The organism is Streptomyces sp. NPDC088910 (assembly GCF_044749865.1).
In the GTDB taxonomy this organism is placed as follows: domain Bacteria; phylum Actinomycetota; class Actinomycetes; order Streptomycetales; family Streptomycetaceae; genus Actinacidiphila.
Map to the genome: position 1 here is coordinate 301,336 of NZ_JBIVIV010000012.1, position 22,632 is coordinate 323,967.

Below are 22,632 nucleotides of genomic sequence, written 5' to 3' on the forward strand. Positions count from 1 at the left end.
GCGCGATGATGGCAGGGCACACGGGGGTTACGGGGAAATGGGTGGGAAGGATGCTCGCCATGGCATGGCATGAGGAGCTGTTGGTCGGGTTCGACCTGGAGACGACGGGGACGGATCCGCGCCAGGCGCGGATCGTGACCGCGGCGGTCACCGAGGTGAAGGACGGGGAGCCGGTACGGCACCGGGCGTGGCTGGCCAATCCCGGCGTCGCCATTCCCGAGGAGACCACCGCCATCCACGGCATAAGCACCGCCCGCGCGGCGGCCGAGGGGCGCCCGGCGCCGGAGGTCGTCGCCGAGATCGCCGACGCCCTGCGGGGGTACTGGGCGGCCGGGGTGCCCGTCGTCGTCTACAACGCGCCCTTCGATCTCACCCTGCTGGACGAGGAGTTGCGGCGGTACGCGCTGCCGCCGCTGGCCGTTCCCGGGGCCCGTCCGGGGCCCGTGCTCGACCCGCTGGTGATGGACCGCGCCCTCGACAAGTACCGGCGCGGCAAGCGCACCCTGGAGGCCGCCTGCGGCGTCTACGGTGTCGTCCTCGACGGCGCGCACGAAGCGGGCGCCGACGCCCTCGCCGCCGTCCGCGTCGCCCGCGCCCTCGCCGCCCGCTACCCCCAGGTCGCCGACGCCGACCTCTGGGACCTCTACGACGAGCAGCGCGGCTGGTACGCCGACTGGGCCGAGGACTTCGCCTCCTGGCTCCGCCGCAAGGGGTCCGCCGACGCCTCCACCATCGACCGCGCCTGGCCGCTGCGCGTCTCCGCCGCCTGACCCCTCCGGGGCCGGTCACCCGCCGTCCCGCGTCCCGCCGCTGCGGCGGATCGAAGAGGCGCCCCCTCTTCGGCTCACCTGTGCGTCGCGGTCAACCGGCGGCCGTGCGGGGGGTGATGGGGCGGGGGAAGGCGGCGGTGCCTTCCTTGAAGGCCGCCGCGGTGGGGCGGGGTCAGAAGGAGTACCAGCGGACGGTGGGGTCGGCGGCTCTCAGCGAAGCGACACGTCGGCGGAATTCGTTGAGGGCGGCCGGGCTGGCGGGGGCGTGCTGGGCGACCCAGGCGCAACTGGCGGTCTCGCGGGCACCGCGCAGGACGGTGATGCCGGGCCACTCGGTGACGTCCCAGCCATAGGCGGCGGTGAAGGCGTCGTACGCCGCCGCGGGCACCCCGTAGCGGTCACGGCTGAGCGCCTGGACGACGAGGTCGTGCTCGCGCAGGTCGGAGGAGAAGGTCTCCAGGTCGACCAGGACCGGCCCGTCGGGCCCGATGTGCACGTTGCGCGGCAGCGCGTCCCCGTGGATCGGCCCGCGCTCCAGGTGCGGTACGAGCTCGGCCGCGGCGGTCGCGAAACCGTCGCGCCGATTGCGCAGATACGCGGCGTCCGCCGGATCGATCGCGTCCCCGGCCAGCCGCAGCCAGCGCTCGACCCCGCCGAGCAGCTCACGCGGCGGCAGCCCGAAGTCCGGCTCGGGCAGCGCGTGCACGAGCAGCAGCAGCGGCGCCACATCGGCGGGCTCCGCGGGCCGCAGCGGCTCGGGCAGCCGCTGCCAGTACGTGATCGGATGGCCGTCCACCAGCCGCACCTCGGACTCCGCCGAGCGCACGGCGGGCACATCGTGCTTGGCCAGCCAGTCGGCGGTGCGCACCTCGCGCCGGGCCCGCTCCAGCAGATCGGCGCTGCGGCCGATCTTGATCACCAGACGCCCGGCGGCGTAGACCGCGTTCTCGCCGAAGGCGAGCAGCTCGGCCTCGTGATGCCCGGCGGCAGCCAGCACCGCCCGCGCCCGCTCCCGCGTGAACACCCTCGTGTCCGCCATGCCGAAACCCGAACCCTTCGCCGAATCGCCCGCAGTCCCGAATCGTCCACTGTCCCGTACCGCCGCGCCCGCCCGCGCCCTCCCCGTACGCCCCCGCCGTGTCACGCGCCGCCCCACCGACGTGCCGCTTTCCGTACCGCATATGCCGACAGCATCGGTCAACGGCGCGGAACTAGGCCAGTGTCGCATCCGCGCGCCCCCTGAACGCGCGTCACCGGCTGAGAATGCGCCGTGAATACGCCCGAATACGTCGGGCGCGCAGCGATGAATCCTGGCCGCCCGGCCGGTCGGTATCCATGAAGGCCCGTCCGAGGGCCAGGTCCAGGAGAGGCGGAGAAGACTGTGACGGCGGCACCCGGCCCGACGGAACCCCTGGTCGTGGACGTGACCGGGCTCCCCGGCGGCGCGCCCGGCACCATCGGCGCGCTCGCCCGGCTGGGGCTGGCCGCGCACAGGACCGGGCACACCGTGCGGTTGCGCGGCGCCACCGCGGAACTCCGCGAATTGCTCGAACTCGCCGGGCTAGCGGGGCAGTTCGAGTGGGAGGCCGAAAAGCGGGAATAGGTGCGCGGTGTCGAGGAACGCGTTGATGCCGGTGATCCGGCCGTCGGTGATCTCCAGCACCTGGAGCGCCCACGGGTGGTGGCCGCCCTCCGGGCCGTTCGACCGGTACTGCCCGAAGCCGGGCGATCCGTTCGCCCACACCGGCAGCAGCCGGGAGTCCTTGCACTCGATACCGGTGCCGAGGAACCAGTCGCGTATGTCCTGGTGACCCTGGAGCCACAGGGCGTACGGCGGCATGGACAGCGTGACGTCCTCGTGCAGCAGGGCGGTCAGCGAATCGAGGTCGTAGCGCTCGAAGGCGTCCACATAGCGCGCGAGCAGCTTCTCCTGCGCCTCGTCCATCGGCGCGGCGGCGGCCTTGGCGTAGTCGGTCCCCGCCGTGCTCACCCCGGCCTCGCTGAGCGTGGCGCGGGCGCGCTGCAACGCGCTGTTGACGGACGCCACCGTCGTACCGAGCAGCTCCGCGGTCTCGCTGGCCTTCCAGGCCAGCACCTCGCGCAGGATCAGAACGGCCCGCTGCCGGGCGGGCAGGTGCTGGAGGGCGGCGACGAAGGCCAGCTTGATCGTCTCGCGGGAGACCACGACATCGGCCGGGTCGCCGGAGGACGGCAGGGCGCGGACGTCGGGTACCGGCTCGATCCAGACGCTCTCCGGGGAGGCGGCGGGCAGCGTCGCGTCGGCGTGCGACGCGGGGGACAGGTCCATCGGGCGGGCCCGGCGCTTGCCCGCGTTGAGACTGTCCAGGCACACATTGGTCGCGATCCGGTACAGCCAGGAGCGGAACGAGGCCCGCCCCTCGAAGCCGCGCTGCCCGCGCCAGGCGCGGACCAGCGTCTCCTGCACGGCGTCCTCGGCCTCGAACACCGAGCCGAGCATGCGGTAGCAGTAGCCGGTCAGCTCTGCCCGGTGCTCCTCAAGACGGAGCTCCACCTCGTCGGCAGCCAGGGCGGTACCGCTCCCGGCGCTTTCGCTCTCTCTCACGGTCACGCTTTCCACACTAGGCCCGCCCACTGACAACGAGCCCGGAAAAGGGGCCCGGAACACCGCCCGGAACGCGCCGGAGCCCCCGTCCCGGGCGGGACAGGGGCTCCGTGACCTGCGGAGAAACGCGGGATCCGAATTTTCCGAGGTAATTTTCGCGCCGGGCCGAGGCGGGCCGGGCCGGGAACAGGTCCTGGGGCCCAGGTCGGGTCGGGAACAGGTCCCAGGGTCCTCCCCGGCTCCTGGCCGGGGATCAGACCCGGTCGGGCACCTGGTCCCGGTACGGCTCCTCCGGCAGCGCGACGACCGGCGGCGGGGCCAGGGTCGACTCGTCGTGCGTCATGTCGGGCAGCCGGTGCATCCAGCGCGGCAGGTACCAGTTGCGCTCGCCGAGCAGGCTCATCACGGCCGGGAGCAGCACCCCGCGGATGACGGTCGCGTCGATCAGCACCGCGAAGGCCAGGCCGACACCCATCTGCTTCATGCTCTGCATGGACAGCGTCCCGAAGATCGCGAACACGGCGACCATGATGACGGCGGCGCTGGTCACGACGCCCGCGGTGGTGGTGATGCCGTGCTCGATCGCGCCGCGGGTGCTCATCCCGCGCACCTTGGCCTCGCGGATCCGGGAGACCACGAACACGTGGTAGTCCATGCTCAGCCCGAACAGGATCACGAAGAGGAACAGCGGCAGCCAGGCCACCACCGCGCCCGTACCGGTGGCGCCCACCAGCGACGCGCCCCAGCCGTGCTGGAAGACCGCGGACAGGATGCCGTAGGCCGCGCCCACCGAGAGCAGATTCAGCACGATCGAGGTCAGCGCGATGGTCAGCGACCTGAAGGACAGCAGCATCAGCAGGAAGGCGAAGACGGTCACGAAGGCGAAGACCGGCAGCACACTGCTGGTGATCTTGGCCGTGAAGTCCATCGACCCGGCCGTCCCGCCGGTCACCGGCGCCTGGAGGCCGTCGACCTTGCCGAGGGTGTCGGGCCGTACGTGGTCGCGCAGCGTCCGCACGTTGTCCTGGGCCTTGGCGCGGTCGCTGCCGCCGGCCAGCGGTACGTCGATCTGGGCGACGTTCTGCGCGGCGTGCACGGTCAGGGTGACCGGGCCCTTGCTGGCGCCCGAGGACACGGCCTCGGCGCGGAAGGCGGCGATGGCCTTCTTGACCGCCGGGGCGTCGATGTCGTCGGCCTTGACGACCACGTTGGCCTGGTCGGGACCGCCGGGGAACGCCTCGTTGATGTGCTCGTAGGTCTGGATGATCGGCAGCTTGCTGCCCAGTTCCTGCGGCATCGACAGATTCGCGGTCTTCATGCCGAACGCGGGGAGCGCGATGACCAGCAGCGCGCCGCCCGCCATTACCGTGGCGGTCTTGGGGTGGCTCAGCACCGGGCCCAGGACGGTCTTCCAGAAGCGGCTGCTGGGGTTGGCGGCGCGCCGGGCGGTGTTCTTCCGGCCGCGGTTCAGGAACGGGATGCGGCCCTTCTCGACCCGGTGGCCGAGCAGCGACAGCAGCGCGGGCAGCACGGTGACCGAACCGAACATCGCGATGGCGACGACGATCATCGTGGCCAGGCCCATCGCCTTGAAGTCACCGATGCCGGTGAAGAGCATGCCCGCCATGGCCACGATCACGGTGATGCCGGAGATCAGGATGGCCCGTCCCGAGGTGGCCGCCGCGATCTTGATCGCGGTCTGTCCGTCGTGCCCCGCGGCCCGCTCCTCACGCTCGCGGCGCAGGTAGAACAGGCAGTAGTCGACGCCGACGGCCAGGCCGACCAGCAGCATCACGGAGTTGGCGGTGTCGCTCATCGGGATGATGTGGCTGACCATCGCCACCACACCGCCCGCGGCCATGAACGCCGTCATCGCCAGCGCCACCGGCAGCAGCGCCGCGACCAGCGCGCCGAACGCGATCAGCAGGATGCCCAGTGCCACGGGCACGGCGGAGAACTCGGCGGTCTTGAAGTCGCTGCCGAAGGCGTCGTTGAGCACCTTCCCGCCGCTCGCGTCGCCGAATTCCTCGATCCGCAAATCCGTGTGCTGCGACTGGACCTTCTTCACCGCGTCCATGACCGGCTGCACCTTGTCGGGCGCGTCGTCCGCCAGGCCGAGCATGTCGAAGCGGACCAGCGCCGAACGCTGGTCGGCGGAGACGGCCTTGGTGTCATAGGGCGAGGTGACCGCGGTGACCTTGCCCGTGCCCTTGACTGCGGTCATCACATCGGCGACCGCGGTGCGGAAGGCCGGGTCGGTCGCGTGACCCGAGCCCTTGGCCTGGATCAGCACCATCTCGCCCGCCGCGCTCTTGAGCCCGGCGTTCTCCTTGATCGTGGCGGCCTGGTTGATCTCGCCGGACATCGACTTGTCCTGGTCGAGGTCGACCCGGCCCGCCGACTGTCCGACGAACATCGCCAGGATGACGAAGAGCAGCCACCCGCCCACCGCCGCCCAGCGGTGCCGGGCGCTCCAACCGCCCATAGCCGCCGCGATGCCCATCCTGCTGCCGTGTGCGCCTGAGCGACTCACGGTGTCCCCCTTGAAGGATCGTCATGGGTGGCGGCCTGACCTGGTGATCCGGGGCCGCTCCGTACGCCTATGACGCTATGGGGACGCGGGGCGCCGACCCATCCGGCCTGCTGGTGACTTCCGGGAGGGCGGGCTCCCCCTCAGGGGTGGGGACAACCCCACCATGGCCGGGAAGTTGGCCCTTACACCGACACCAGTCGGCGCGCGGGCAGCAGCGCCTCGTCGTACCGGCGCAGCAGCAGTTCGGCCAGCTCCGGCGCGGCGCCGAGCACCGGCGCGAGCACGTCGGCGCCCGCCTCCCGCGCGCCGCGGGCGATCCGGTCGGGCAGGAAGCCCGGCGCGATGACGTACGGGGCCACGGCGATCCGGCGGACGCCCTCGGCGCGCAGCGCGCGTACGGCGTCCTCGGTGCGCGGCAGGGCGGCGGAGGCGAACGCGGGCCGCACGGCGCGCCATCCGGTGCGCCGCCACTCCCGCGCGATGTCGGCGATCACCGCCCTGGCCTCCGGGTCGGTGGAGCCCGCGGAGGCCAGCACCACACCGGTCGAGGCGCGGTCGCCCGGCCGCAGCCCGGCCTCCGTCAGCCGCCGCTCCAAGGTGGCGACCAGCAGCGGCGACGGGCCGAGCACGTCGGCCTGCGTGATCCGCAGCCGGGAGGGGGCGTCCCGCAGTACGGCGGGGATGTCGGCCTTGGCGTGGAAGGCGCGGGTCAGCAGCAGCGGAAGGGCGACGGTCTCCCGTACGCCCTCGGCCGCGAGCCGTTCCAGCACCTGGGGCACCGAGGGGGCGCAGAAGTCCAGGAAGCCGGTCTCGACCCGCAGACCCGGCCGCGCCGCCCTGACCCGCCGGGTCAGCGCGCGCACGGTCTCGGCGTGCCGCGGGTCGCGGGAACCGTGCGCGATGACGACCAAGGGGGGCCGGGCGGCGGGGCGCACTACTGCTGGGCCCCGGCGGTCAGGCCGCGGCTGCGCAGCACCCAGCGCTCCAGCGGGCTGAAGATGATCTGGTCGATGGCGATGCCGACGAACAGGATCAGCAGGATGCCGAGGAAGACCCCGGCCATGTCGGAACCCTCGCGCATGTTCTCCAGGTAGCGGCCGAGGCCGACGCCCAAGTCCGGTGAGGACGCGATGAGTTCGGCGGCCATCAGGGAGCGCCAGGAGAACGCCCAGCCCTGCTTGAGGCCCGCGACGTAACCGGGCAGCGCGGCGGGCAGCAGGATGAACCAGGCGCCGCGCAGGCCGGTCGCGCCGATGGTGCGGCCCGCGCGCAGGTACAGCGGCGGCACCTGGTCGATGCCGGACACCAGGCCGTTGGCGATCGACGGCACCGCGCCCAGCAGGATCACCGTGTACATCGCCGAGTCGTTGATGCCCAGCCAGATCACCGCGGCGGGCACCCACGCCACCGACGGCAGCGACTGGAGCCCGGACAGGATCGGGCCGATCGCCGCCCGGACGAACGGCACACGGGCCACCAGCAGGCCCAGCGGGGTGCCGATGGCCAGCGCGGCGACGAAGCCGAGCAGGCCGCGCTGCACGCTGGTCCAGATGATGGAGAGCAGGTCGCCCTCGTTCCACCGCTCGGACAGCGCCTGGCCGACGGCGTGCGGGCTGGGCAGCTTCGTCGGGTCGGAGAAACCGCCCCACACCGCGAGCTGCCAGACCACCAGCACCAGCAGGATCGCGGTGACCGGCGGCAGCACCTTCTTGAACAGGATCTCCCAGAAGGGCGCCCGCCGGACCTCGACGGTCTCCAGCGCGTCGAGGCCCGCTTCGAGCCCTGACAGGTCGTGCCGGTCCGCGGCGCCCGGCCCGTCCGTCTTCCCGAGCGGGACGGCGCCTTGCGCGGACGTCTCAGTGCTGGCCATGGCGGCGGATCTCCCCACGCAGTTCTTCGGTGATCTCGACGGACAGGTCCGCCACGGCCGCGTCCTCGATACGGCGCGGCTGCGGGATGTCGATGGTCCACTCACGGGCGATCCGCCCCGGCCGCGACGACATCAGCACGACCCGCTCGGCGAGCCGTACCGCCTCCCGGACGTTGTGCGTCACGAACAGCACCGACAGGTCGGTCTCGGACCAGATCCGGGTCAGCTCGTCGTGCAGCACATCGCGGGTGATGGCGTCCAGCGCCGCGAACGGCTCGTCCATCAGCAGCAGTTGGCTGTCCTGGGCGAGCGCGCGGGCCAGTGCCACGCGCTGCCGCATACCGCCGGACAGCTCGTGCACCCGCTTGCCGTACGCGCCGCCGAGCCGTACGAGGTCCAGCAGCCGCTCGGCCTCGGGGCGGCGCTCCTCACGGGGCACGCCCCGCAGCCGCAGGGCCAGTTCGATGTTCTTGCCCGCCGTCAGCCACGGGAACAGCGCGTGTTCCTGGAACATCAGGGCGGGCCGCCCGCCGGGCGCCGCGATGGCGCCCGCGGACGGCTTGTCGAGTCCGGCGACCAGATTGAGCAGGGTGGACTTGCCGCACCCCGAGGCCCCCAGGAGGCAGACGAACTCACCGGGCCGCACGTCGAGCGTGATGTCGTCCAGCACGAGTTGCCGGGCGCCGGGCCTGCCGAACGCCTTCGACACATGGTCGAGCCGCGCGGCGTACGCCTCGGGCTCCGCGGTCTGCGCGTCGGCACTGGTGAGGGTGTCGGCCATGGGTGTCACCTCCTGGGGTCCTACGGGGCGGGTGCGGTTGACGCCGCTACGGGTCGTCGGGGGGCGGGTGTCGCGGGCGGGGCTACTGAGCGCCGAGCCCCGCGGCGTCCACCGTCGGCTTGCCGTCCGCCGTGAGCACCTTGTTGAGCAGCGTCAGGTCGTACAGCCCGTTGAGCTTCGGCGCCTTGAGCAGACCGGCGTCCACGGCGTGCTGCGCCTCCTCGCCCGCGGTCTTCGCCAGCGGGTCGTCCAGCACCTGGATGGACTTCCAGGCCGGGTCGAGGACGTTGGCCGGGAGCGCCTTCTGCGTCAGCTTCTTGAGCTGCTCGTTCGCGTCCGCCTTGGCCTTGTCGGGGTTGGCCGCGATCCACGCGTTGGTGTTCACCGAACCGCGCAGCACCGCCTCGACCACGTCCGGGTGCGCCTTGAGGAACTTCTGCGACACGATCACATTGGTGATCACGAACTTGTTGTCGGGCCACAGCGTGCTCTCGTCCAGCAGCACCTTCGCGCCCTCGGCGACCAGCTTCGACGCGGTGGGCTCCGGCACCCACGCGCCGTCGATGGAGCCCTGCTTGTACGCGTCGGGGGTGATCTTGTTGTCGGTGCGGACCACCGACACATCGCCCTTGCCGCTCTGCGCGTCGACCTTCCAGCCCTTGGTCTTGATCCAGTTCAGCAGCGCCACGTCCTGGGTGTTGCCGAGCTGCGGGGTGGCGATCTTCTTGCCCTTGACGTCGTCCAGCGTCTTGATCTTGTCGGGGTTGACGACGAGCTTCACACCGCCGGACGCCGAACCCGAGATGATCTTCAGGCTGGCGCCGTTCGACTTGGTGTAGCCGTTGATCGCGGGGGAGGGGCCGATCCAGCCGATGTCGATGGAACCGGCGTTGAGCGCCTCAATCTCCTCGGGGCCCGCGTTGAAGGTCAGTTCCTTGACCGTGGTGGCGCCCAGTTCCTTCTGGAAGATGCCTTCCTTGAGGCCGACCAGCGGGGTGGCGTGCGTCAGGTTCGGGAAGTAGCCGATCTTGACCTGGTCGGCGGAGAGCTTCTTCGCGTCGGCACCGGCACTGGCGGCCGGCGCGGTCGTCGCGTCACTCGACTTGTCGTCGTTGGAGCCGTAGCCGCAGGCGGCGAGAGCGCCGAACAGGATCGGCAGGGCGGCGGCCGCGGCGGTGAGTCTGCGGCGGCGGAGGGCGCGGGATACGGGACGGGACTGGGCAGACACGTGGGTGTCCTCTCGTAAGGCCCGGCGTGTCGCGCTCGTGGTCAGGGCGCGGCCGGAAGTTCGTCAGGTCTTCGAAAGCGGTGCAACGGGGGCCGCTGTGCGCGGCGCTGGGGTACGGCGGCGGTCACGGCGTGCCCGTGGTCCGCGGCCGGGCGCGTCAGCCCACACATCGTGCGACCCCGCCCGTACCCGCGCCGAGCGAGCCGCTGCCGACGCGGCCGCCCTCCTTCGCGAAACCCGAGAAGGCATCCTGAGTCATCGTCAGAAGTCCCAACCCTCGTCGTCGGCCGCGCCACCCGCGGCCGGATCCGTCTTCTCCGCGAACGCCTCGCCCGCCATGCCCGCGGTCAGCGTCGTACCGTCCGCCGGGTCGATCAGCAGGAAGGAACCGGTCAGCCGGGAGTCCGCGTACGCGTCCACCGGCAGCGGCTCCGCGGTGCGCAGCAGCACCGCTCCGATGTCGTTGACCTCCAGCTCGGCGGGCTCGTTGTCGTGCGCGAGACCGTGCGAGAGGTCGATCCGGTACGGCAGGCCCTTGACGATCGCCTTCACCGTCCGGGTGGTGTGCTTGAGCAGCACGCGGTCCCCGATCCGCAGCGGACGCTCGTGCAGATGGCACACCGTGGCCCTGATGTCCTGGGTGATCGCGGGCGCCGTCGCGGTCGGCGCGATCATGTCGCCGCGCGAGATGTCCAGGTCGTCGGCGAGCAGCACCGTCACCGACTGCGGCGCCCACGCGGTGTCGACGGCCTCACCGAGCGCGTCGATCCCGGAGATCGTGGTGGTACGGCCCGACGGCAGCACCGTCACCGCGTCGCCGACGCGCAGCAGCCCCGAGACGATCTGGCCCGCGTACCCGCGGTAGTCCGGGTGCTCCGCGGTCTGCGGCCTGATCACGTACTGCACGGGGAACCGCGCAGGGCAGCCGGTCAGGTCGTGGCTGACCGGGACCGTCTCCAGGTGCTCCAGGACGGTCGGGCCGCCGTACCAGTCCATGTGCGCGGACGGCTCGACGACATTGTCACCGGCCAGCGCGGAGATCGGGATCGCGGTGATCTCCGGGACGCCCAGCGAGGCCGCGTAGGAGGTGAACTCCTCGGCGATGGCGGCGAACACGGGCTCCGCGTAGTCCACCAGGTCCATCTTGTTGACCGCGAGCACCACGTGCGGGACACGCAGCAGGGCCGCGACGGCCGCGTGCCGCCGGGTCTGCTCGATCACGCCGTTGCGGGCGTCGACCAGCACCACGGCCAGCTCCGCCGTCGAGGCGCCGGTGACCATGTTGCGGGTGTACTGCACATGGCCCGGGGTGTCGGCGAGGATGAACCGCCGCCGCGCGGTGGCGAAGTAGCGGTAGGCGACGTCGATGGTGATGCCCTGCTCGCGCTCGGCCCGCAGGCCGTCGGTGAGCAGCGCCAGGTCCGGGGCCTCCTGGCCCCGGCCGAGCGACGCCCGCTCGACCGCCTCCAGTTGGTCGGTGAGCACCGACTTGGAGTCGTGCAGCAGCCGCCCCACCAGCGTGGACTTGCCGTCGTCGACGGAGCCCGCGGTGGCGAAGCGCAGCAGCGTGGTGGCCGACAACTGCTCGGCGGTGAGGGGGTTGGTGGGACCCGTGGTGGCGGTCATGGTTAGAAGTACCCCTCGCGCTTGCGGTCTTCCATCGCGGCTTCCGACATCTTGTCGTCGGCGCGGGTCGCGCCCCGCTCGGTCAGCCGGGAGGCGGCGATCTCGGTGATCACCGCGTCGAGCGTGGTGGCGGCGGAGTCGACGGCGCCCGTGCAGGACATGTCGCCGACCGTGCGGTAGCGCACCTGGCGGGTCTCCACCGGCTCACCGGCCTTCGGGCCGCCCCACTCGCCCGCGGTCAGCCACATCCCCGACCGGTTGAACACCTCGCGCTCGTGCGCGAAGTAGATCTCGGGCAGCGCGATCTTCTCGCGAGCGATGTACTGCCACACGTCCAGCTCGGTCCAGTTGGACAGCGGGAAGACCCGTACGTGCTCGCCCGGCGCGTGCTTGCCGTTGTAGAGCTGCCACAGCTCGGGGCGCTGGCGGCGCGGATTCCACTGCGAGAACTCGTCGCGCAGCGAGAACACCCGCTCCTTGGCCCGCGCCTTCTCCTCGTCGCGCCGACCGCCGCCGAACACCGCGTCGAAGCGGTGCTCCCTGATGGCCTCGGTCAGCGGCACCGTCTGGAGCGGGTTGCGGGTGCCGTCGGGGCGCTCGCGCAGCCGCCCGTCGTCGATGTACTCCTGCACCATCGCGACATGCAGCCGAAGGCCGTGCTCGGCGACCGTACGGTCCCGGAACTCCAGCACCTCGGGGAAGTTGTGCCCGGTGTCCACGTGCAGCAGCGAGAACGGCACCGCCGCGGGCGCGAACGCCTTCAGCGCCAGGTGCAGCATGACGATCGAGTCCTTGCCGCCGGAGAAGAGGATCACCGGCCGCTCGAACTCGCCCGCCACCTCCCGGAAGATGTGCACGGCCTCGGACTCCAGCGCGTCCAGGTGCGAGAGGGCGTACGGGCTGTCCGTGTTTCCGGAGTGCGCGACGGCGGCGGTCATATGGTGAGCCCCTTCTCGACAAGCAGCGCGTGCAGTACGGAAGCCGACTCCTCGACCGTGCGGCCCTGGGTCTCGATCCGCAGATCGGGGTCGGCCGGGATCTCGTACGGGTCGTCCACGCCGGTCAGGCCGGTCAGTTCACCCGCGGCCTGCTTGGCGTACAGGCCCTTGACGTCACGCACCGAGCAGACCTCGACCGGTGTCGCGACATGCACCTCGACATAGCCGGTGCCCTGCTGCTGGTGGCGCTTGCGGACGGCCTCGCGGCTGTCGGCGTACGGCGCGATGACCGGGACGAGCGCCAACACGCCGTGCGAGGCGAGGAGTTCGGCGACGAAGCCGATGCGCTGCACATTGGTGTGCCGGTCCTCGCGGCTGAAGCCGAGGCCCGCGGAGAGGAATTCGCGGATCTCGTCGCCGTCGAGCACCTCGACCCGGCGGCCCTGCGCGCGCAGCCGCTCGGCGAGTGCGTGGGCGATGGTGGTCTTGCCCGCGCTCGGCAGACCGGTGAGCCAGACGGTGGCGCCGGTGGTCATCCCCAACTCCTGACTGGTCGTCACTGCCTCGGTTGTCACCGCGCCGGTCCGCGCGGGGCCGGCCTTCGTGGCACCGGTCCCCGTCCGACCGGCCGTCACAGGTGGATCCCGCACTCGGTCTTGCCCAGGCCCGCCCAGCGGCCGGCGCGGGCGTCCTCGCCCTCCAGCACCCGGCGGGTGCACGGCGCGCAGCCCACCGAGGCGTAACCGTCCGTCAGCAGCGGGTTGGTGAGGACCCCGTGCTCGGCGACGTACGCCTCCACGTCGTCCTGCGTCCAGCGGGCGATCGGCGCGATCTTGACCTTCCGCCGCTTGGCGTCCCAGGACACCACCGGGGTGTTGGCCCGGGTCGGCGACTCGTCGCGGCGCAGGCCCGTCGCCCACGCCTCGTAGCCGCGCAGGCCCTCCTCCAGCGGAGCGACCTTGCGCAGCGCGCAGCACCGGTCGGGGTCGCGGTCGTGCAGCTTCGGCCCGTACTCGGCGTCCTGTTCGGCGACGGTCTGCCGCGGGCTGATCGTGATGACGTTGACGTCCATCACGGCCGCGACCGCGTCCCGCGTGCCGATGGTCTCGGGGAAGTGGTAGCCGGTGTCGAGGAAGACCACGTCCACGCCGGGCAGCGCCCGCGAGGCGAGGTGCGCGACCACGGCGTCCTCCATCGAGGACGTGACGCAGAACCGCGGCCCGAAGGTGTCGGCGGCCCAGCGCAGCACGTCGAGCGCGGACGCCTCCTCCAGGTCGCGGCCCGCCTGCTCGGCCAGGGTGCGCAAGTCCTCGGCGGTGTGCTGTGCGGTGGTCACGAGGCGCCTCCATGCGGGGAGTTGGCGGTCGTTCCCCTGGACAGCAGCCCGAGGAACTTCAGCGTGAATGCGCGATTGCAGGCGTGGCATTCCCACGCGCCGTGGCCTTCCTCGGACGGACGCAGGTCCTCGTCCCCGCAGTAGGGGCAGTAGAACGGCGCGGCCCGCTCGCTCATGACAGCTCCTCAGCGGAGGCGCGCGCCGCCCACTGCGCGAAGCGCTCGCCGTCGGTGCGACCGGCCTGGAAGCGGGTCAGCACCCGCTCCACGTAGTCCGGCAGCTCCGCCGAAGTGACCTTCAGACCGCGGACCTTGCGGCCGAAGCCCGCCTCCAGGCCGAGGCTGCCGCCCAGGTGCACCTGGAAGCCCTCGACCTGCTCGCCGTCGGCGTCGGTGACGAGCTGTCCCTTGAGACCGATGTCCGCGACCTGGATACGGGCGCAGGAGTTGGGGCAGCCGTTGATGTTGATGGTGACCGGCTCGTCGAAGTCCGGCAGCCGCCGCTCCAGTTCGTCGATGAGCGAGGCGCCGCGCGCCTTGGTCTCCACGATGGCGAGTTTGCAGAACTCGATTCCGGTGCAGGCCATGGTGCCGCGCCGGAAGGGCGACGGCGTGGCCTGGAGGTCCAGCGACTCCAGACCCGCGACCAGTGACTCGACCCGGGACTCCTCGACGTCCAGGACGAGCATCTTCTGGTCGACGGTGGTCCGCAGCCGGTCGGAGCCGTGCTCGGCGGCCAGTTCGGAGATCTTCGTCAGCGTCGCGCCGTCGATCCGGCCGACCCGCGAGGCGAAGCCGACGTAGAAGCGGCCGTCCTGCTGCCGGTGCACGCCGATGTGGTCGCGCCACTGCCGCACCGGCTGGTCGGGCGCCGGACCGTCGGTCAGCTCGCGCTTGAGGTAGTCGTCCTGGAGCACCTGGCGGAACTTCTCCGGACCCCAGTCGGCGACCAGGAACTTCAGCCGGGCGCGGGCGCGCAGCCGCCGGTAGCCGTAGTCGCGGAAGATGCCGATGACGCCCGCCCACACCTCGGGCACCTCGTCCAGCGGCACCCAGGCGCCCAGCCGCACACCGAGCTTGGGGTTGGTGGACAGCCCGCCGCCGACCCACAGGTCGAAGCCGGGGCCGTGTTCGGGGTGCCGGACGCCGACGAAGGCGATGTCGTTGATCTCGTGCGCCACGTCCAGCAGCGGCGAGCCGGAGACCGCGGTCTTGAACTTCCGCGGCAGGTTGGAGAATTCCTTGCTGCCGATGTAGCGGTCGTGGATCTCGTCGATCGCGGTGGTGCCGTCGATGATCTCGTCCTCGGCGATGCCCGCGACGGGCGAGCCGAGGATGACGCGGGGCGTGTCGCCGCACGCTTCCATGGTGGACAGGCCGACCGCCTCCAGGCGGCGCCAGATCTCCGGTACGTCCTCGATCCGGATCCAGTGGTACTGGATGTTCTGCCGGTCGGTGAGGTCGGCGGTGCCGCGGGCGAACTCCTGCGAGATCTCGCCGATCACCCGGAGCTGGGCCACGGTCAGCCGGCCGCCGTCGATCCTGACCCGCATCATGAAGAACTCGTCGTCCAGCTCCTCCGGCTCCAGGATGGCGGTCCTGCCGCCGTCGATCCCGGGGCGGCGCTGCGTGTACAGCCCGTACCAGCGCATCCGGCCGCGCAGGTCGGCGCCGTCGATGGACTGGAATCCGGCCTTGGAGTAGATCGTCTCAATGCGTGTCCGCACATTGAGACCGTCGTCGTCCTTCTTGGTCTGCTCGTTGCCGTTGAGCGGCGTGAAGTGCCCCATGGCCCACTGGCCCTCACCGCGGTGCCGTCCGGCCTTGCGGCGCGACGCGGCAGCCCCGGCGGCGGCGTCTCCGGCCGGAGTCTGGGGCAGGTCAGGGGTGGAAGCCATGGCGATGCGTCCTTCGGGCAGGCTCGAATACGGTCGATTACGCGCGGGAGCACCCTATGGCCTGGGAAAACGCAGGGCTGTGAAACACAGCGGGGCGGCCGGGGACTCCCGGGCATCCACGACGACGGGGATGGCGGGGAGCGGAGCTAAGTCGGTCAGACCGCCGGACAGATGGCGCTGGACACGCGGCAGAAGTCGACGTGCGGCCGACCTACCAAGGCGATTCCAGTGCGTGACATGACGAAAGCGTGGCATGCGGGTCTCCGGAGAGTCCACCGCCATCCATTATGTGGACCAGATAATCTCACCAGGTGAGAAACTGTGGCGTCGGTCACGCCCCGCCCGGCGCGACCGGCGCGCGGACGGTCACGCGCCCGGCGGAGTGGACGGGGAAGCGGCGACCGTCGTGTCGAACACCCGGAAGCCGCGCCGCCGGTAGTTGTCCAGCGCGTACGGCCCGTCCAGCGAGCAGGTGTGCACCCACACCCGCTCGGTCGGTTCCCTTCCCTCCCAGCGGTCGCCCAGGTCCCAGGCCCGCTCGGTGCCGAAGGACAGCAGATGGCCGCCGAGACCGCGGCCCCTGGAGTCCGGCAGCAGCCCGAAGTAGACGATCTCCACCACGCCCGCGTCCTGCGCCCCCAGCTCCACATAACCCGCGGGGGTGCCGTGTTCGTACGCCACCCACACCTCGGTGCCGGGCCGCGCCAGATGCGCCCGCCACTGCTCCGGCGGCCACGGCAGCCGGTCCCGCCACGCGCAGTCCGCGCCGACCGCCGTATACAGAAAGCGCCCGAATTCGGCCGACGGGACCTGCGACCGCACGATCCGGACACCCGACGCCTCGGGCGGCACGGCCGCGGCCCGCAGCTCGTCGGGCGAGGTCAGTTCGAGGGACCAGGTGGTCACGGGCGTACTCATGCGGCCCACCCTAGGCGGTGCGGCCCGGCGCCCCGGGCCCGCCCCGGACGCCGCGACCGGGCACCCGGTGGCCGGATCTCGCCCCCGGCCCGCGCCCGTACCGCGCTCCGCGCGCCCCCACGGCGCGGACACGTCCTCTTGACGGCCGCGCCGCCGACTCGTTTCGATGGTCATCACGCGAATGCGGCCGGACACGTACGGTGACCGGTCGCGCCCGGCGGCCGTACGGTCAGCGGCGCGCGGCCAGCACCGCGGGCGCGAGCGAGTGCGGGAGGAGGTCCAACGGGTGGTGCGGACGGATGAGTTCGACATTCACCCCGTCGGCGAAGCGGTACGGCCGGTGCGCCAGCACGCCCGCCAGATTCCGCCGCAGCCGGGACAGCTCCGCGCGCACCGTCACCGTACGGCTCGGATCGCCGAACAGATCGGCCGCCAGCTCGGCCGCGGTCCTGCCGCCGCGGTGCACCGCGAGCACGAACAGCAGCTCCGCGTGGCGCGGACTGAGCTGCTGCGCCCAGCTCCCGGCCGCGCCGCTCACCGTCACCATCCAGTTGCGCGGACGGCTCACGTCCAGCACCACCTGGCTCGCGCCCGACGCCCGCTCGCGGCTGCCCAGCCGTACCAGCCAGCCGCCCGGCAGCGGCTCCACCGAGCACAGGCCGAGCGAGGGCAGCCACATCTGCCCGGCGCTGACGGCCGCGGGCAGTTGCAGCCGGTCCGGCGGCGCCATCCCGGCCACCGCGGCCACCCAGCCGTTGGGGTCGACGGCCAGTGCCTGGCCCTCCATCCGGGCCAGCAGCGGCGCGGCCACCGACCGCAGCCGCTCGACCGCCGCCCAGTGCCTGGCCCGCAGTTCGCCCTCGGCGACCCTGGCCACCGCGGAGACCAGCGACAGATTCGCCGGGTGTGCGGTGGAGGCGGGACCGGTCACGTTCACCACGCCCAGCAGCCGTCCGTCGCGCGGATCGTGCAGCGGGGCCGCGGCGCAGGTCCAGCCGTGCAGATTGCGCACGTAGTGCTCGGCGGAGTGCACCTGGAGGGGGGTGCCGGTCACCAGCGCCGTACCGATCGCGTTCGTGCCGACCGCGTCCTCGGCCCAGCTCGCGCCCTCGGCGAAGCCCAGCCGGTCGGCGAGGGACTTGCGGGACGCGAGGCTGCCGTCGCGCCACAGCACCCGGCCCTCCGGGTCGGTGACGATCATGATGTGCCCGGCCACGTCCGCGACCGCGTGCAGACCGTCGCGCAGCAGCGGCAGCAGAGCGCCGAGCGGGGTGGACTGCCGCCGGTACTCCAGCTCGTCGGTGCCCAGCAGCCCGTCGTTGCGACCGGTGTCCGGGTCCAGGCCCCGGCTCAGGGCGCGTGTCCATGACTCGCCGATCACCGGCCGCGGCGGCTTCGGCGGCACATCACCCGCAAGAGTGGCTTCCCGGACCGAGGCCAGCAGGTGCGCGGACGCGCGGGCGTCCATCGCGTCCCTCCGGCCGACCTGGATCGGAAAGTGTGTCACGTCGCCCCCGCCCTGCGTGCTCTCCGTCTTCCACTGCCCATGGTGCCGCCGTACGGGCCCGGCCGTCGCGATTTCCCTCCCCTCCGCCGGAGGTCCCCACACGGCCTGACGACATGTGCAACGGGCTGCAACCATTGCGAGCGTACGCGACTTCGACGGAGAGTGACGCGGCGTCACCGGCGCGCGGCAGCCCCCCGCCCGCGCTGCCGGGACGGTCGGCCTGACGGCCCAACAGACCGGGGGTGGTGCCGAGTCGGCGCGGCGCCACCCTCCGTGGGCGCGGCGGCGGAAACCTTTCTGCTCCCCCTTCGGGGGGCGAGCGGAGGGACAGCCGCTGCCGCGCCGTTTTCCGTTCCGCCGCGACGGGACTTCGCGGACGCGCCCTAGGACTGGACCGGGCGGGCGCGGTCGACGATCGAGGACAGGTCCAGGGTGTGGGGGAGGGTGCCGAAGGTGGCGCCCCAGTCGTGGCCGAGGCGGGAGGCGCAGAAGGCGTCGGCGACCTCGGGGGGCGCGAAGCGGACCAGGAGGGTGCCCTGGAGGACCAGCGCCATGCGCTCGACGATGCGGCGGGCGCGGGTCTCGACTCCGTCGAGGTCGGCGAGTTCGCCGAGGAGGTCCTTGACGGCGCCGTCGAGGCGGTGGTCGGCCCCGCGGGCCAGCCCCAGCTCGGCCAGGAAGGCGTTGAGGGCCAACGGCTCCCGCTGGAGGACGCGCAGCACGTCGAGGGCCTGGACGTTCCCCGAGCCCTCCCACACCGAGTTCAGCGGCGACTCGCGGAAGATCCGCGGCATGCCGGACTCCTCCACGTAGCCGTTGCCGCCCAGGCACTCCAGCGCCTCGGCCGCGACGACCGGACAGCGCTTGGTGACCCAGAACTTGGTGACGGCCACCGCCAGCCGCCGGAAGTGCCGCTCCTGCTCGGTGTCCGCGTCGCAGGCCGCCGCCAGCCGCAGCGCCGTGGTCGTCGCGGCCTCCGACTCCAGCGCGAGGTCCGCCAGCACGTTGCGCATCAGCGGCTTGTCGGCCAGCGGCCCGCCGAAGGCGCTGCGGTACGTGGCGTGGTGCACGGCCTGCGCCACCGCCTGCCGCATGAGGGCGGCCGAGCCCAGCGCGCAGTCGAGACGGGTCGCCGCGACCATCTCGATGATGGTGGCCACCCCGCGCCCCTCGTCGCCGACCCGCCGCGCCCACGTACCGCTGAACTCCACCTCGGAGGAGGCGTTGGAGCGGTTGCCGAGCTTGTCCTTCAGCCGCTGGATCGCGAAGACGTTGCGGGTGCCGTCCGGCAGCACGCGCGGCAGCAGGAAACAGGTCAGCCCTCCCGGCGCCTGCGCCAGGACGAGGAAGCCGTCCGACATCGGCGCGGAGCAGAACCACTTGTGCCCGGTCAGCGCGTACGCGCCGTCCTCCGCCAGCGGCTCGGCGTGCGTGGTGTTGGCCCGTACGTCGGAGCCGCCCTGCTTCTCCGTCATGCCCATTCCGAACAGCGCGCCCGGCTTCTCGCCGGCCGCGACCAGTTGCGGATCGTAGACCCGCGACCCGAGCCGCGGCTCCCACTCGGCGGCCAGCGCCGGGTCGGTGCGCAGCGCGGGCACCGCCGCGTGCGTCATCGACACCGGACAGCCGTGCCCGGCGTCGACCTGCGACCAGACCAGGAACCCGGCGGCCCGCCTGAGGTGCCCGTCGGGCCGCGACCAGGCGTCGGTGAGACCGGCGGTGACCGCGTGCCCGAGCAACCGGTGGTACGAGGGGTGGAAGTCCACCTCGTCGATCCGGTTGCCGTAGCGGTCGTGGGTGCGCAGCACGGGCGAGTACGTGTTCGCCTCCTCACCCCAGCGCTGTGCCTGGGCCGATCCCGCGGCCTTGCCCAGCTCGCTCAACTCGTCCGTGATCTCCGTGAGCCCGGCCGGATCGGCGTGGCGGGCCACGGCCTCCACGAGGGCGCTGTCGGTGCTGTACACGTCATGGCCGACCAGCGGCGGAGCCTGATTGGTCACCGTGTGAGTGAGGGTGCTCATGGCAGCTAACGTAAGGGGGTGCAAGCAGCCGAAGAAAGAGGCCATCGTCGCCCGAGCAGGTGGCGCCGGGCTCGGGTGGTGTACCGCAACGTCTCCAAGCGCAAGGTCGCTTGGCTGCTGCTGAAGGACACCGTCAACTCCTGCATGGAGTACCGGGTGACCGGCCTCGCCGCCGAGGCGGCCTTCTTCGTCCTGCTGTCGCTGCCGCCGCTGCTGCTCGGCCTGGTCGGCGCCCTCGGCTACGTCGACACCGTCATCGGCCTCGACACCATCGACCACATCCGGCACAACATCCTCACGGCGTCCTCCACCGTGCTCTCCGACAAGGGCGTCAACCAGCTCGTCAAACCCCTGGTCGACGACGTCTTCCACGGTCGCCGCCCGGACCTGATCTCGCTCGGCTTCCTGATCGCCCTGTGGTCGGGCTCCCGCGCGGTCAACGTCTTCGTGGACACCATCACCATCATGTACGGCCTGGAGGGCCGCCGCGGCATCGTCAAGACCCGGCTGATGTCGCTGGTGCTGTACGTCGTCGCGCTGATACTGGGCGCCGCCGTCCTGCCGCTGGTCGTCGCGGGACCCGACGCGGTGGTCGACGTGCTGCCGGGCGGCGAGGGCGCGGTCGCGGTGCTGTACTGGCCCGCCGTCCTGCTCGCCACGATCGCCTTCCTCACCACGCTCTACCACGTGTCGGTGCCGGTGCGCTCCGCCTGGTACGAGGACGTGCCCGGCGCGCTGATCGCGCTGCTGATGTGGGTGGTCGGCAGCTTCGTCCTGCGGATCTACCTCACCCACACCGTCGAGGGACCGACGATCTACGGCTCGCTGGCCGCACCGGTCGCCGTCCTGCTGTGGATCGGCGTGTCCGCCTTCGCCGTCCTGGTCGGCGCCGCCGTCAACGCGGCCGTGGACCGGGTGTGGCCGTCGCTGGCCACCGCCGCGGCCCGCGAGGAGAACGCCAGGCTGCGGGAGGCCGCGGCGGCCGAGGTCGTCGCGCAGGCCGCCGCCCGCAGGGCCGCGTACGCCGGGGACGAGGACGGCGACCCCGACGACGACCCGCCCGCCGAATACCCCGAGCGGTGGGCGGAATTCCTGCCGCACGCCGATGTGCGGTCCCGGCTGCGCCGCCGCCCCGACGTACCGCCGATGGCTCCGGCGACCCCGCCCGCCCGGCACTCGGCCCCGCACCGCTCGGCCTCCCGGCCCGCGCCTCCGCCGCCCGCCGCGCCCCCGCCGCCGATGCCGCCCTTCCCGCCGGAGCTGTGACGCGCGGCTCGGCTCGGCGGGACCGGCGGCCGGGTCGCGGTGCACCATGGAGGCATGTACGAGGAACGTGCCGCCGCGGTGCCGGGCGTCACCGTGTGGACCCGTGAGAACGGCGGCGGGTCCTACCGCGTGCTGCCCGACGGCTGCATGGACCTGATCTGGTACGACGGCGGCCTGCTGGTCGCGGGCCCCGACACCCGCGCGTTCGTCGCCGACGACGCGCCGGGCGGCTCGTACGCGGGGCTGCGGTTCGCGCCGGGGCTCGGCCCGCTGGTGCTGGGAGTGCCGGCCCGCGAGCTGCGCGACCGCAGGGTGCCGCTGGACGCGCTGTGGCCCGCGGCGCGCGCCGGACGGCTGGCAGACCGGCTGGGCGGCCGGGACGCCGCCGCCGTCCTCGACGCCTGGGCGGTGACGCGGCTCGGCGCGGCCGGGCCCGTCGATCCCCTCCCGGGCGGCGTCGCCAGGGCGCTGGCCGCGGGCCGCCCGGTGGGCGCGATCGCGGCCGGGACGGGCCTGGGGGAGCGGCAGTTGCGCCGCCGCTGCGAGGCCGCGTTCGGCTACGGGCCCAAGACGCTCGGCCGGGTGCTGCGGCTGCAAAGGGCGCTGGAGCTGGCCCGCGGGGGCACCGCGTTCGCGCAGGTCGCGGCGGTCGCGGGCTACGCCGACCAGGCCCATCTCGCGCGCGAGGTCAAGTCGCTCGCGGGCGTGCCGCTCGGGCGGCTCATCCAGCCGACGGCTCCGGCATAGCGGCGAAGAGGTCGACGGTGTTGCCGTCCGGGTCGTACACGGCCGCGTAGCGCTGGCCCCAGAAGGCGTCCCACGGCTTGAGGTGGCCCGTGTGCCCGGCCTCGGTCAGCTCGGCGTAGGCCGCGTCCACGCCCTCGGGGGCGCCGCAGTCGAAGGCCAGCGACATCCGGGAGCCGGTGGCGGGCGACCAGTCGGGGTCGAAGGAGCGGACGGTCTCCACGGTGTCCCAGGCCAGCCGCAGACCGCCGGGGAGCGTGACCTCGACGTGCGGCTCCGCGTCCGCCGCCGCGGGCAGCTCGATGCCCAGGCGCCGGTAGAAGGCGAGCGAGGCGGCCATGTCCGCGACGACGAGGCCGATCAGATCGATACGGGGCGTGAGGGGTGCGTTCATGCCGGTCACGCTAGGCGGGCCGGGCGCCGGGTGTCTTGAACGAAACGGACACCCGGCACCCGACCTGCGACCCCCCGGCCCCCACCGGGGTTGTGAGCGTCGCCGCGGTCGCGCACCGTGCTCCGCGGGCGACGCGGTCCGAAGGATGCGATGAGGCCGATGGGGACTGATGAAGGCCGATGGGGTCGGATGAGGCCGATGGGGTCGGACGGGGCCCGA

Annotated in this window: 22 protein-coding genes; 4 read left to right on the forward strand and 18 right to left on the reverse strand. The window is 72.4% G+C overall.

The genetic code is table 11. The annotated features are described in order from the left end of the window. The first annotated feature begins 59 nt into the window (after positions 1-59). Positions 60-770 carry an exonuclease domain-containing protein gene (locus ACIP4Z_RS26660; RefSeq protein ID WP_391048729.1) on the forward strand — a complete coding sequence of 237 codons (711 nt, stop codon included), beginning with the start codon at positions 60-62 and terminating at the stop codon, positions 768-770. A gap of 172 nt (positions 771-942) precedes the next feature. Here the strand turns inward: ACIP4Z_RS26660 and ACIP4Z_RS26665 are convergent, their stop codons facing one another. Beyond that, positions 943-1,809 carry an aminoglycoside phosphotransferase family protein gene (locus ACIP4Z_RS26665; RefSeq protein ID WP_401312198.1) on the reverse strand — a complete coding sequence of 289 codons (867 nt, stop codon included), beginning with the start codon at positions 1,807-1,809 and terminating at the stop codon, positions 943-945. A gap of 342 nt (positions 1,810-2,151) precedes the next feature. On the opposite strand from ACIP4Z_RS26665, the gene ACIP4Z_RS26670 reads away from it, so the two are divergent. Further along, on the forward strand, positions 2,152-2,373 hold the full coding sequence (locus ACIP4Z_RS26670; protein ID WP_188280389.1) for an STAS domain-containing protein: 222 nt from the start codon (positions 2,152-2,154) through the stop codon (positions 2,371-2,373). Here the strand turns inward: ACIP4Z_RS26670 and ACIP4Z_RS26675 are convergent. The 16 genes from ACIP4Z_RS26675 to ACIP4Z_RS26750 all read right to left on the reverse strand — a co-directional run bounded on the left by ACIP4Z_RS26675 (position 2,332) and on the right by ACIP4Z_RS26750 (position 20,009). Beyond that, a complete protein-coding gene (locus ACIP4Z_RS26675) occupies positions 2,332-3,354 on the reverse strand; it encodes a sigma-70 family RNA polymerase sigma factor (RefSeq protein ID WP_355338814.1) in 1,023 nt (340 codons plus the stop codon). The two genes, ACIP4Z_RS26670 and ACIP4Z_RS26675, sit on opposite strands and share 42 nt — an antisense overlap. A 253-nt stretch (positions 3,355-3,607) precedes the next feature. Further along, a complete protein-coding gene (locus tag ACIP4Z_RS26680) occupies positions 3,608-5,857 on the reverse strand; it encodes an MMPL family transporter (protein ID WP_401312259.1) in 2,250 nt (749 codons plus the stop codon). A gap of 212 nt (positions 5,858-6,069) precedes the next feature. Further along, on the reverse strand, positions 6,070-6,822 hold the full coding sequence (locus ACIP4Z_RS26685; protein WP_355338717.1) for a sirohydrochlorin chelatase: 753 nt from the start codon (positions 6,820-6,822) through the stop codon (positions 6,070-6,072). Further along, positions 6,822-7,757 carry an ABC transporter permease gene (locus ACIP4Z_RS26690; RefSeq protein WP_355338720.1) on the reverse strand — a complete coding sequence of 312 codons (936 nt, stop codon included), beginning with the start codon at positions 7,755-7,757 and terminating at the stop codon, positions 6,822-6,824. The genes ACIP4Z_RS26685 and ACIP4Z_RS26690 overlap by 1 nt, the downstream gene beginning before the upstream one ends. Beyond that, on the reverse strand, positions 7,744-8,547 hold the full coding sequence (locus ACIP4Z_RS26695) for an ATP-binding cassette domain-containing protein (RefSeq protein ID WP_391048725.1): 804 nt from the start codon (positions 8,545-8,547) through the stop codon (positions 7,744-7,746). Before ACIP4Z_RS26695 ends, ACIP4Z_RS26690 begins: the two co-directional genes overlap by 14 nt. Before the next feature lie 73 nt (positions 8,548-8,620). Then, positions 8,621-9,766 (reverse strand): aliphatic sulfonate ABC transporter substrate-binding protein, encoded by a 1,146-nt coding sequence (locus ACIP4Z_RS26700; protein WP_355338726.1) that lies wholly within the window; start codon positions 9,764-9,766, stop codon positions 8,621-8,623. A 261-nt stretch (positions 9,767-10,027) separates the two neighbouring features. Continuing rightward, positions 10,028-11,392, reverse strand: coding sequence for a sulfate adenylyltransferase subunit 1 (locus tag ACIP4Z_RS26705; protein ID WP_401312203.1), 1,365 nt, complete (start codon positions 11,390-11,392; stop codon positions 10,028-10,030). A 2-nt stretch (positions 11,393-11,394) separates the two neighbouring features. Beyond that, the gene (gene cysD, locus ACIP4Z_RS26710) at positions 11,395-12,330 is read right to left on the reverse strand and encodes a sulfate adenylyltransferase subunit CysD (RefSeq protein ID WP_401312206.1); all 936 of its coding nucleotides are present in this window, start codon (positions 12,328-12,330) and stop codon (positions 11,395-11,397) included. Then, complete coding sequence (gene cysC, locus ACIP4Z_RS26715) at positions 12,327-12,866, reverse strand: adenylyl-sulfate kinase (RefSeq protein ID WP_355338820.1); 540 nt, start codon at positions 12,864-12,866, stop codon at positions 12,327-12,329. Before cysC ends, cysD begins: the two co-directional genes overlap by 4 nt. A gap of 95 nt (positions 12,867-12,961) precedes the next feature. Then, on the reverse strand, positions 12,962-13,666 hold the full coding sequence (locus ACIP4Z_RS26720; RefSeq protein WP_355338735.1) for a phosphoadenylyl-sulfate reductase: 705 nt from the start codon (positions 13,664-13,666) through the stop codon (positions 12,962-12,964). Next, entirely contained in the window at positions 13,663-13,842 is a 180-nt protein-coding gene (locus tag ACIP4Z_RS26725; RefSeq protein ID WP_355338738.1) for a hypothetical protein, read from the reverse strand. Before ACIP4Z_RS26725 ends, ACIP4Z_RS26720 begins: the two co-directional genes overlap by 4 nt. After that, positions 13,839-15,563: a nitrite/sulfite reductase gene (locus ACIP4Z_RS26730; protein ID WP_391048716.1), complete on the reverse strand. Its 1,725-nt coding sequence runs from the start codon at positions 15,561-15,563 to the stop codon at positions 13,839-13,841. The genes ACIP4Z_RS26725 and ACIP4Z_RS26730 overlap by 4 nt, the downstream gene beginning before the upstream one ends. A 155-nt stretch (positions 15,564-15,718) precedes the next feature. After that, positions 15,719-15,802, reverse strand: a complete 84-nt coding sequence (locus ACIP4Z_RS26735) for a putative leader peptide (RefSeq protein WP_355338823.1) — start codon at positions 15,800-15,802, stop codon at positions 15,719-15,721. A 127-nt stretch (positions 15,803-15,929) separates the two neighbouring features. Next, positions 15,930-16,481, reverse strand: coding sequence for a GNAT family N-acetyltransferase (locus tag ACIP4Z_RS26740; protein WP_355338744.1), 552 nt, complete (start codon positions 16,479-16,481; stop codon positions 15,930-15,932). 229 nt (positions 16,482-16,710) lie between these two features. Beyond that, positions 16,711-17,988, reverse strand: a complete 1,278-nt coding sequence (locus tag ACIP4Z_RS26745) for a GAF domain-containing protein (protein WP_391163898.1) — start codon at positions 17,986-17,988, stop codon at positions 16,711-16,713. 383 nt (positions 17,989-18,371) lie between these two features. Beyond that, positions 18,372-20,009 carry an acyl-CoA dehydrogenase family protein gene (locus ACIP4Z_RS26750; protein ID WP_355338747.1) on the reverse strand — a complete coding sequence of 546 codons (1,638 nt, stop codon included), beginning with the start codon at positions 20,007-20,009 and terminating at the stop codon, positions 18,372-18,374. Between the two features lie 18 nt (positions 20,010-20,027). On the opposite strand from ACIP4Z_RS26750, the gene ACIP4Z_RS26755 reads away from it, so the two are divergent. After that, on the forward strand, positions 20,028-21,275 hold the full coding sequence (locus ACIP4Z_RS26755) for a YihY/virulence factor BrkB family protein (protein ID WP_401312214.1): 1,248 nt from the start codon (positions 20,028-20,030) through the stop codon (positions 21,273-21,275). Between the two features lie 54 nt (positions 21,276-21,329). Next, the gene (locus tag ACIP4Z_RS26760) at positions 21,330-22,022 is read left to right on the forward strand and encodes a helix-turn-helix domain-containing protein (protein ID WP_401312217.1); all 693 of its coding nucleotides are present in this window, start codon (positions 21,330-21,332) and stop codon (positions 22,020-22,022) included. On the opposite strand, the gene ACIP4Z_RS26765 is transcribed toward ACIP4Z_RS26760, so the two are convergent. After that, on the reverse strand, positions 21,997-22,413 hold the full coding sequence (locus ACIP4Z_RS26765) for a VOC family protein (protein WP_391048703.1): 417 nt from the start codon (positions 22,411-22,413) through the stop codon (positions 21,997-21,999). The two genes, ACIP4Z_RS26760 and ACIP4Z_RS26765, sit on opposite strands and share 26 nt — an antisense overlap. Positions 22,414-22,632: the final 219 nt, after the last annotated feature.

Excerpts from the sequence above, each read along its gene's own strand:
- ACIP4Z_RS26680 (WP_401312259.1), bottom strand. The coding sequence starts at position 5,857 with ATGGGCATCGCGGCGGCTATGGGCGGTTGGAGCGCCCGGCACCGCTGG.
- ACIP4Z_RS26690 (WP_355338720.1), bottom strand. The coding sequence starts at position 7,757 with ATGGCCAGCACTGAGACGTCCGCGCAAGGCGCCGTCCCGCTCGGGAAG.
- ACIP4Z_RS26725 (WP_355338738.1), bottom strand. The coding sequence starts at position 13,842 with ATGAGCGAGCGGGCCGCGCCGTTCTACTGCCCCTACTGCGGGGACGAG.
- ACIP4Z_RS26730 (WP_391048716.1), bottom strand. The coding sequence starts at position 15,563 with ATGGCTTCCACCCCTGACCTGCCCCAGACTCCGGCCGGAGACGCCGCC.
- ACIP4Z_RS26665 (WP_401312198.1), bottom strand. The coding sequence starts at position 1,809 with ATGGCGGACACGAGGGTGTTCACGCGGGAGCGGGCGCGGGCGGTGCTG.
- ACIP4Z_RS26740 (WP_355338744.1), bottom strand. The coding sequence starts at position 16,481 with ATGAGTACGCCCGTGACCACCTGGTCCCTCGAACTGACCTCGCCCGAC.
- ACIP4Z_RS26735 (WP_355338823.1), bottom strand. The coding sequence starts at position 15,802 with ATGTCACGCACTGGAATCGCCTTGGTAGGTCGGCCGCACGTCGACTTC.
- ACIP4Z_RS26660 (WP_391048729.1), top strand. The coding sequence starts at position 60 with ATGGCATGGCATGAGGAGCTGTTGGTCGGGTTCGACCTGGAGACGACG.
- cysD (WP_401312206.1), bottom strand. The coding sequence starts at position 12,330 with ATGACCGCCGCCGTCGCGCACTCCGGAAACACGGACAGCCCGTACGCC.
- cysC (WP_355338820.1), bottom strand. The coding sequence starts at position 12,866 with ATGACCACCGGCGCCACCGTCTGGCTCACCGGTCTGCCGAGCGCGGGC.
- ACIP4Z_RS26750 (WP_355338747.1), bottom strand. The coding sequence starts at position 20,009 with ATGAGCACCCTCACTCACACGGTGACCAATCAGGCTCCGCCGCTGGTC.
- ACIP4Z_RS26760 (WP_401312217.1), top strand. The coding sequence starts at position 21,330 with ATGTACGAGGAACGTGCCGCCGCGGTGCCGGGCGTCACCGTGTGGACC.
- ACIP4Z_RS26765 (WP_391048703.1), bottom strand. The coding sequence starts at position 22,413 with ATGAACGCACCCCTCACGCCCCGTATCGATCTGATCGGCCTCGTCGTC.
- ACIP4Z_RS26705 (WP_401312203.1), bottom strand. The coding sequence starts at position 11,392 with ATGACCGCCACCACGGGTCCCACCAACCCCCTCACCGCCGAGCAGTTG.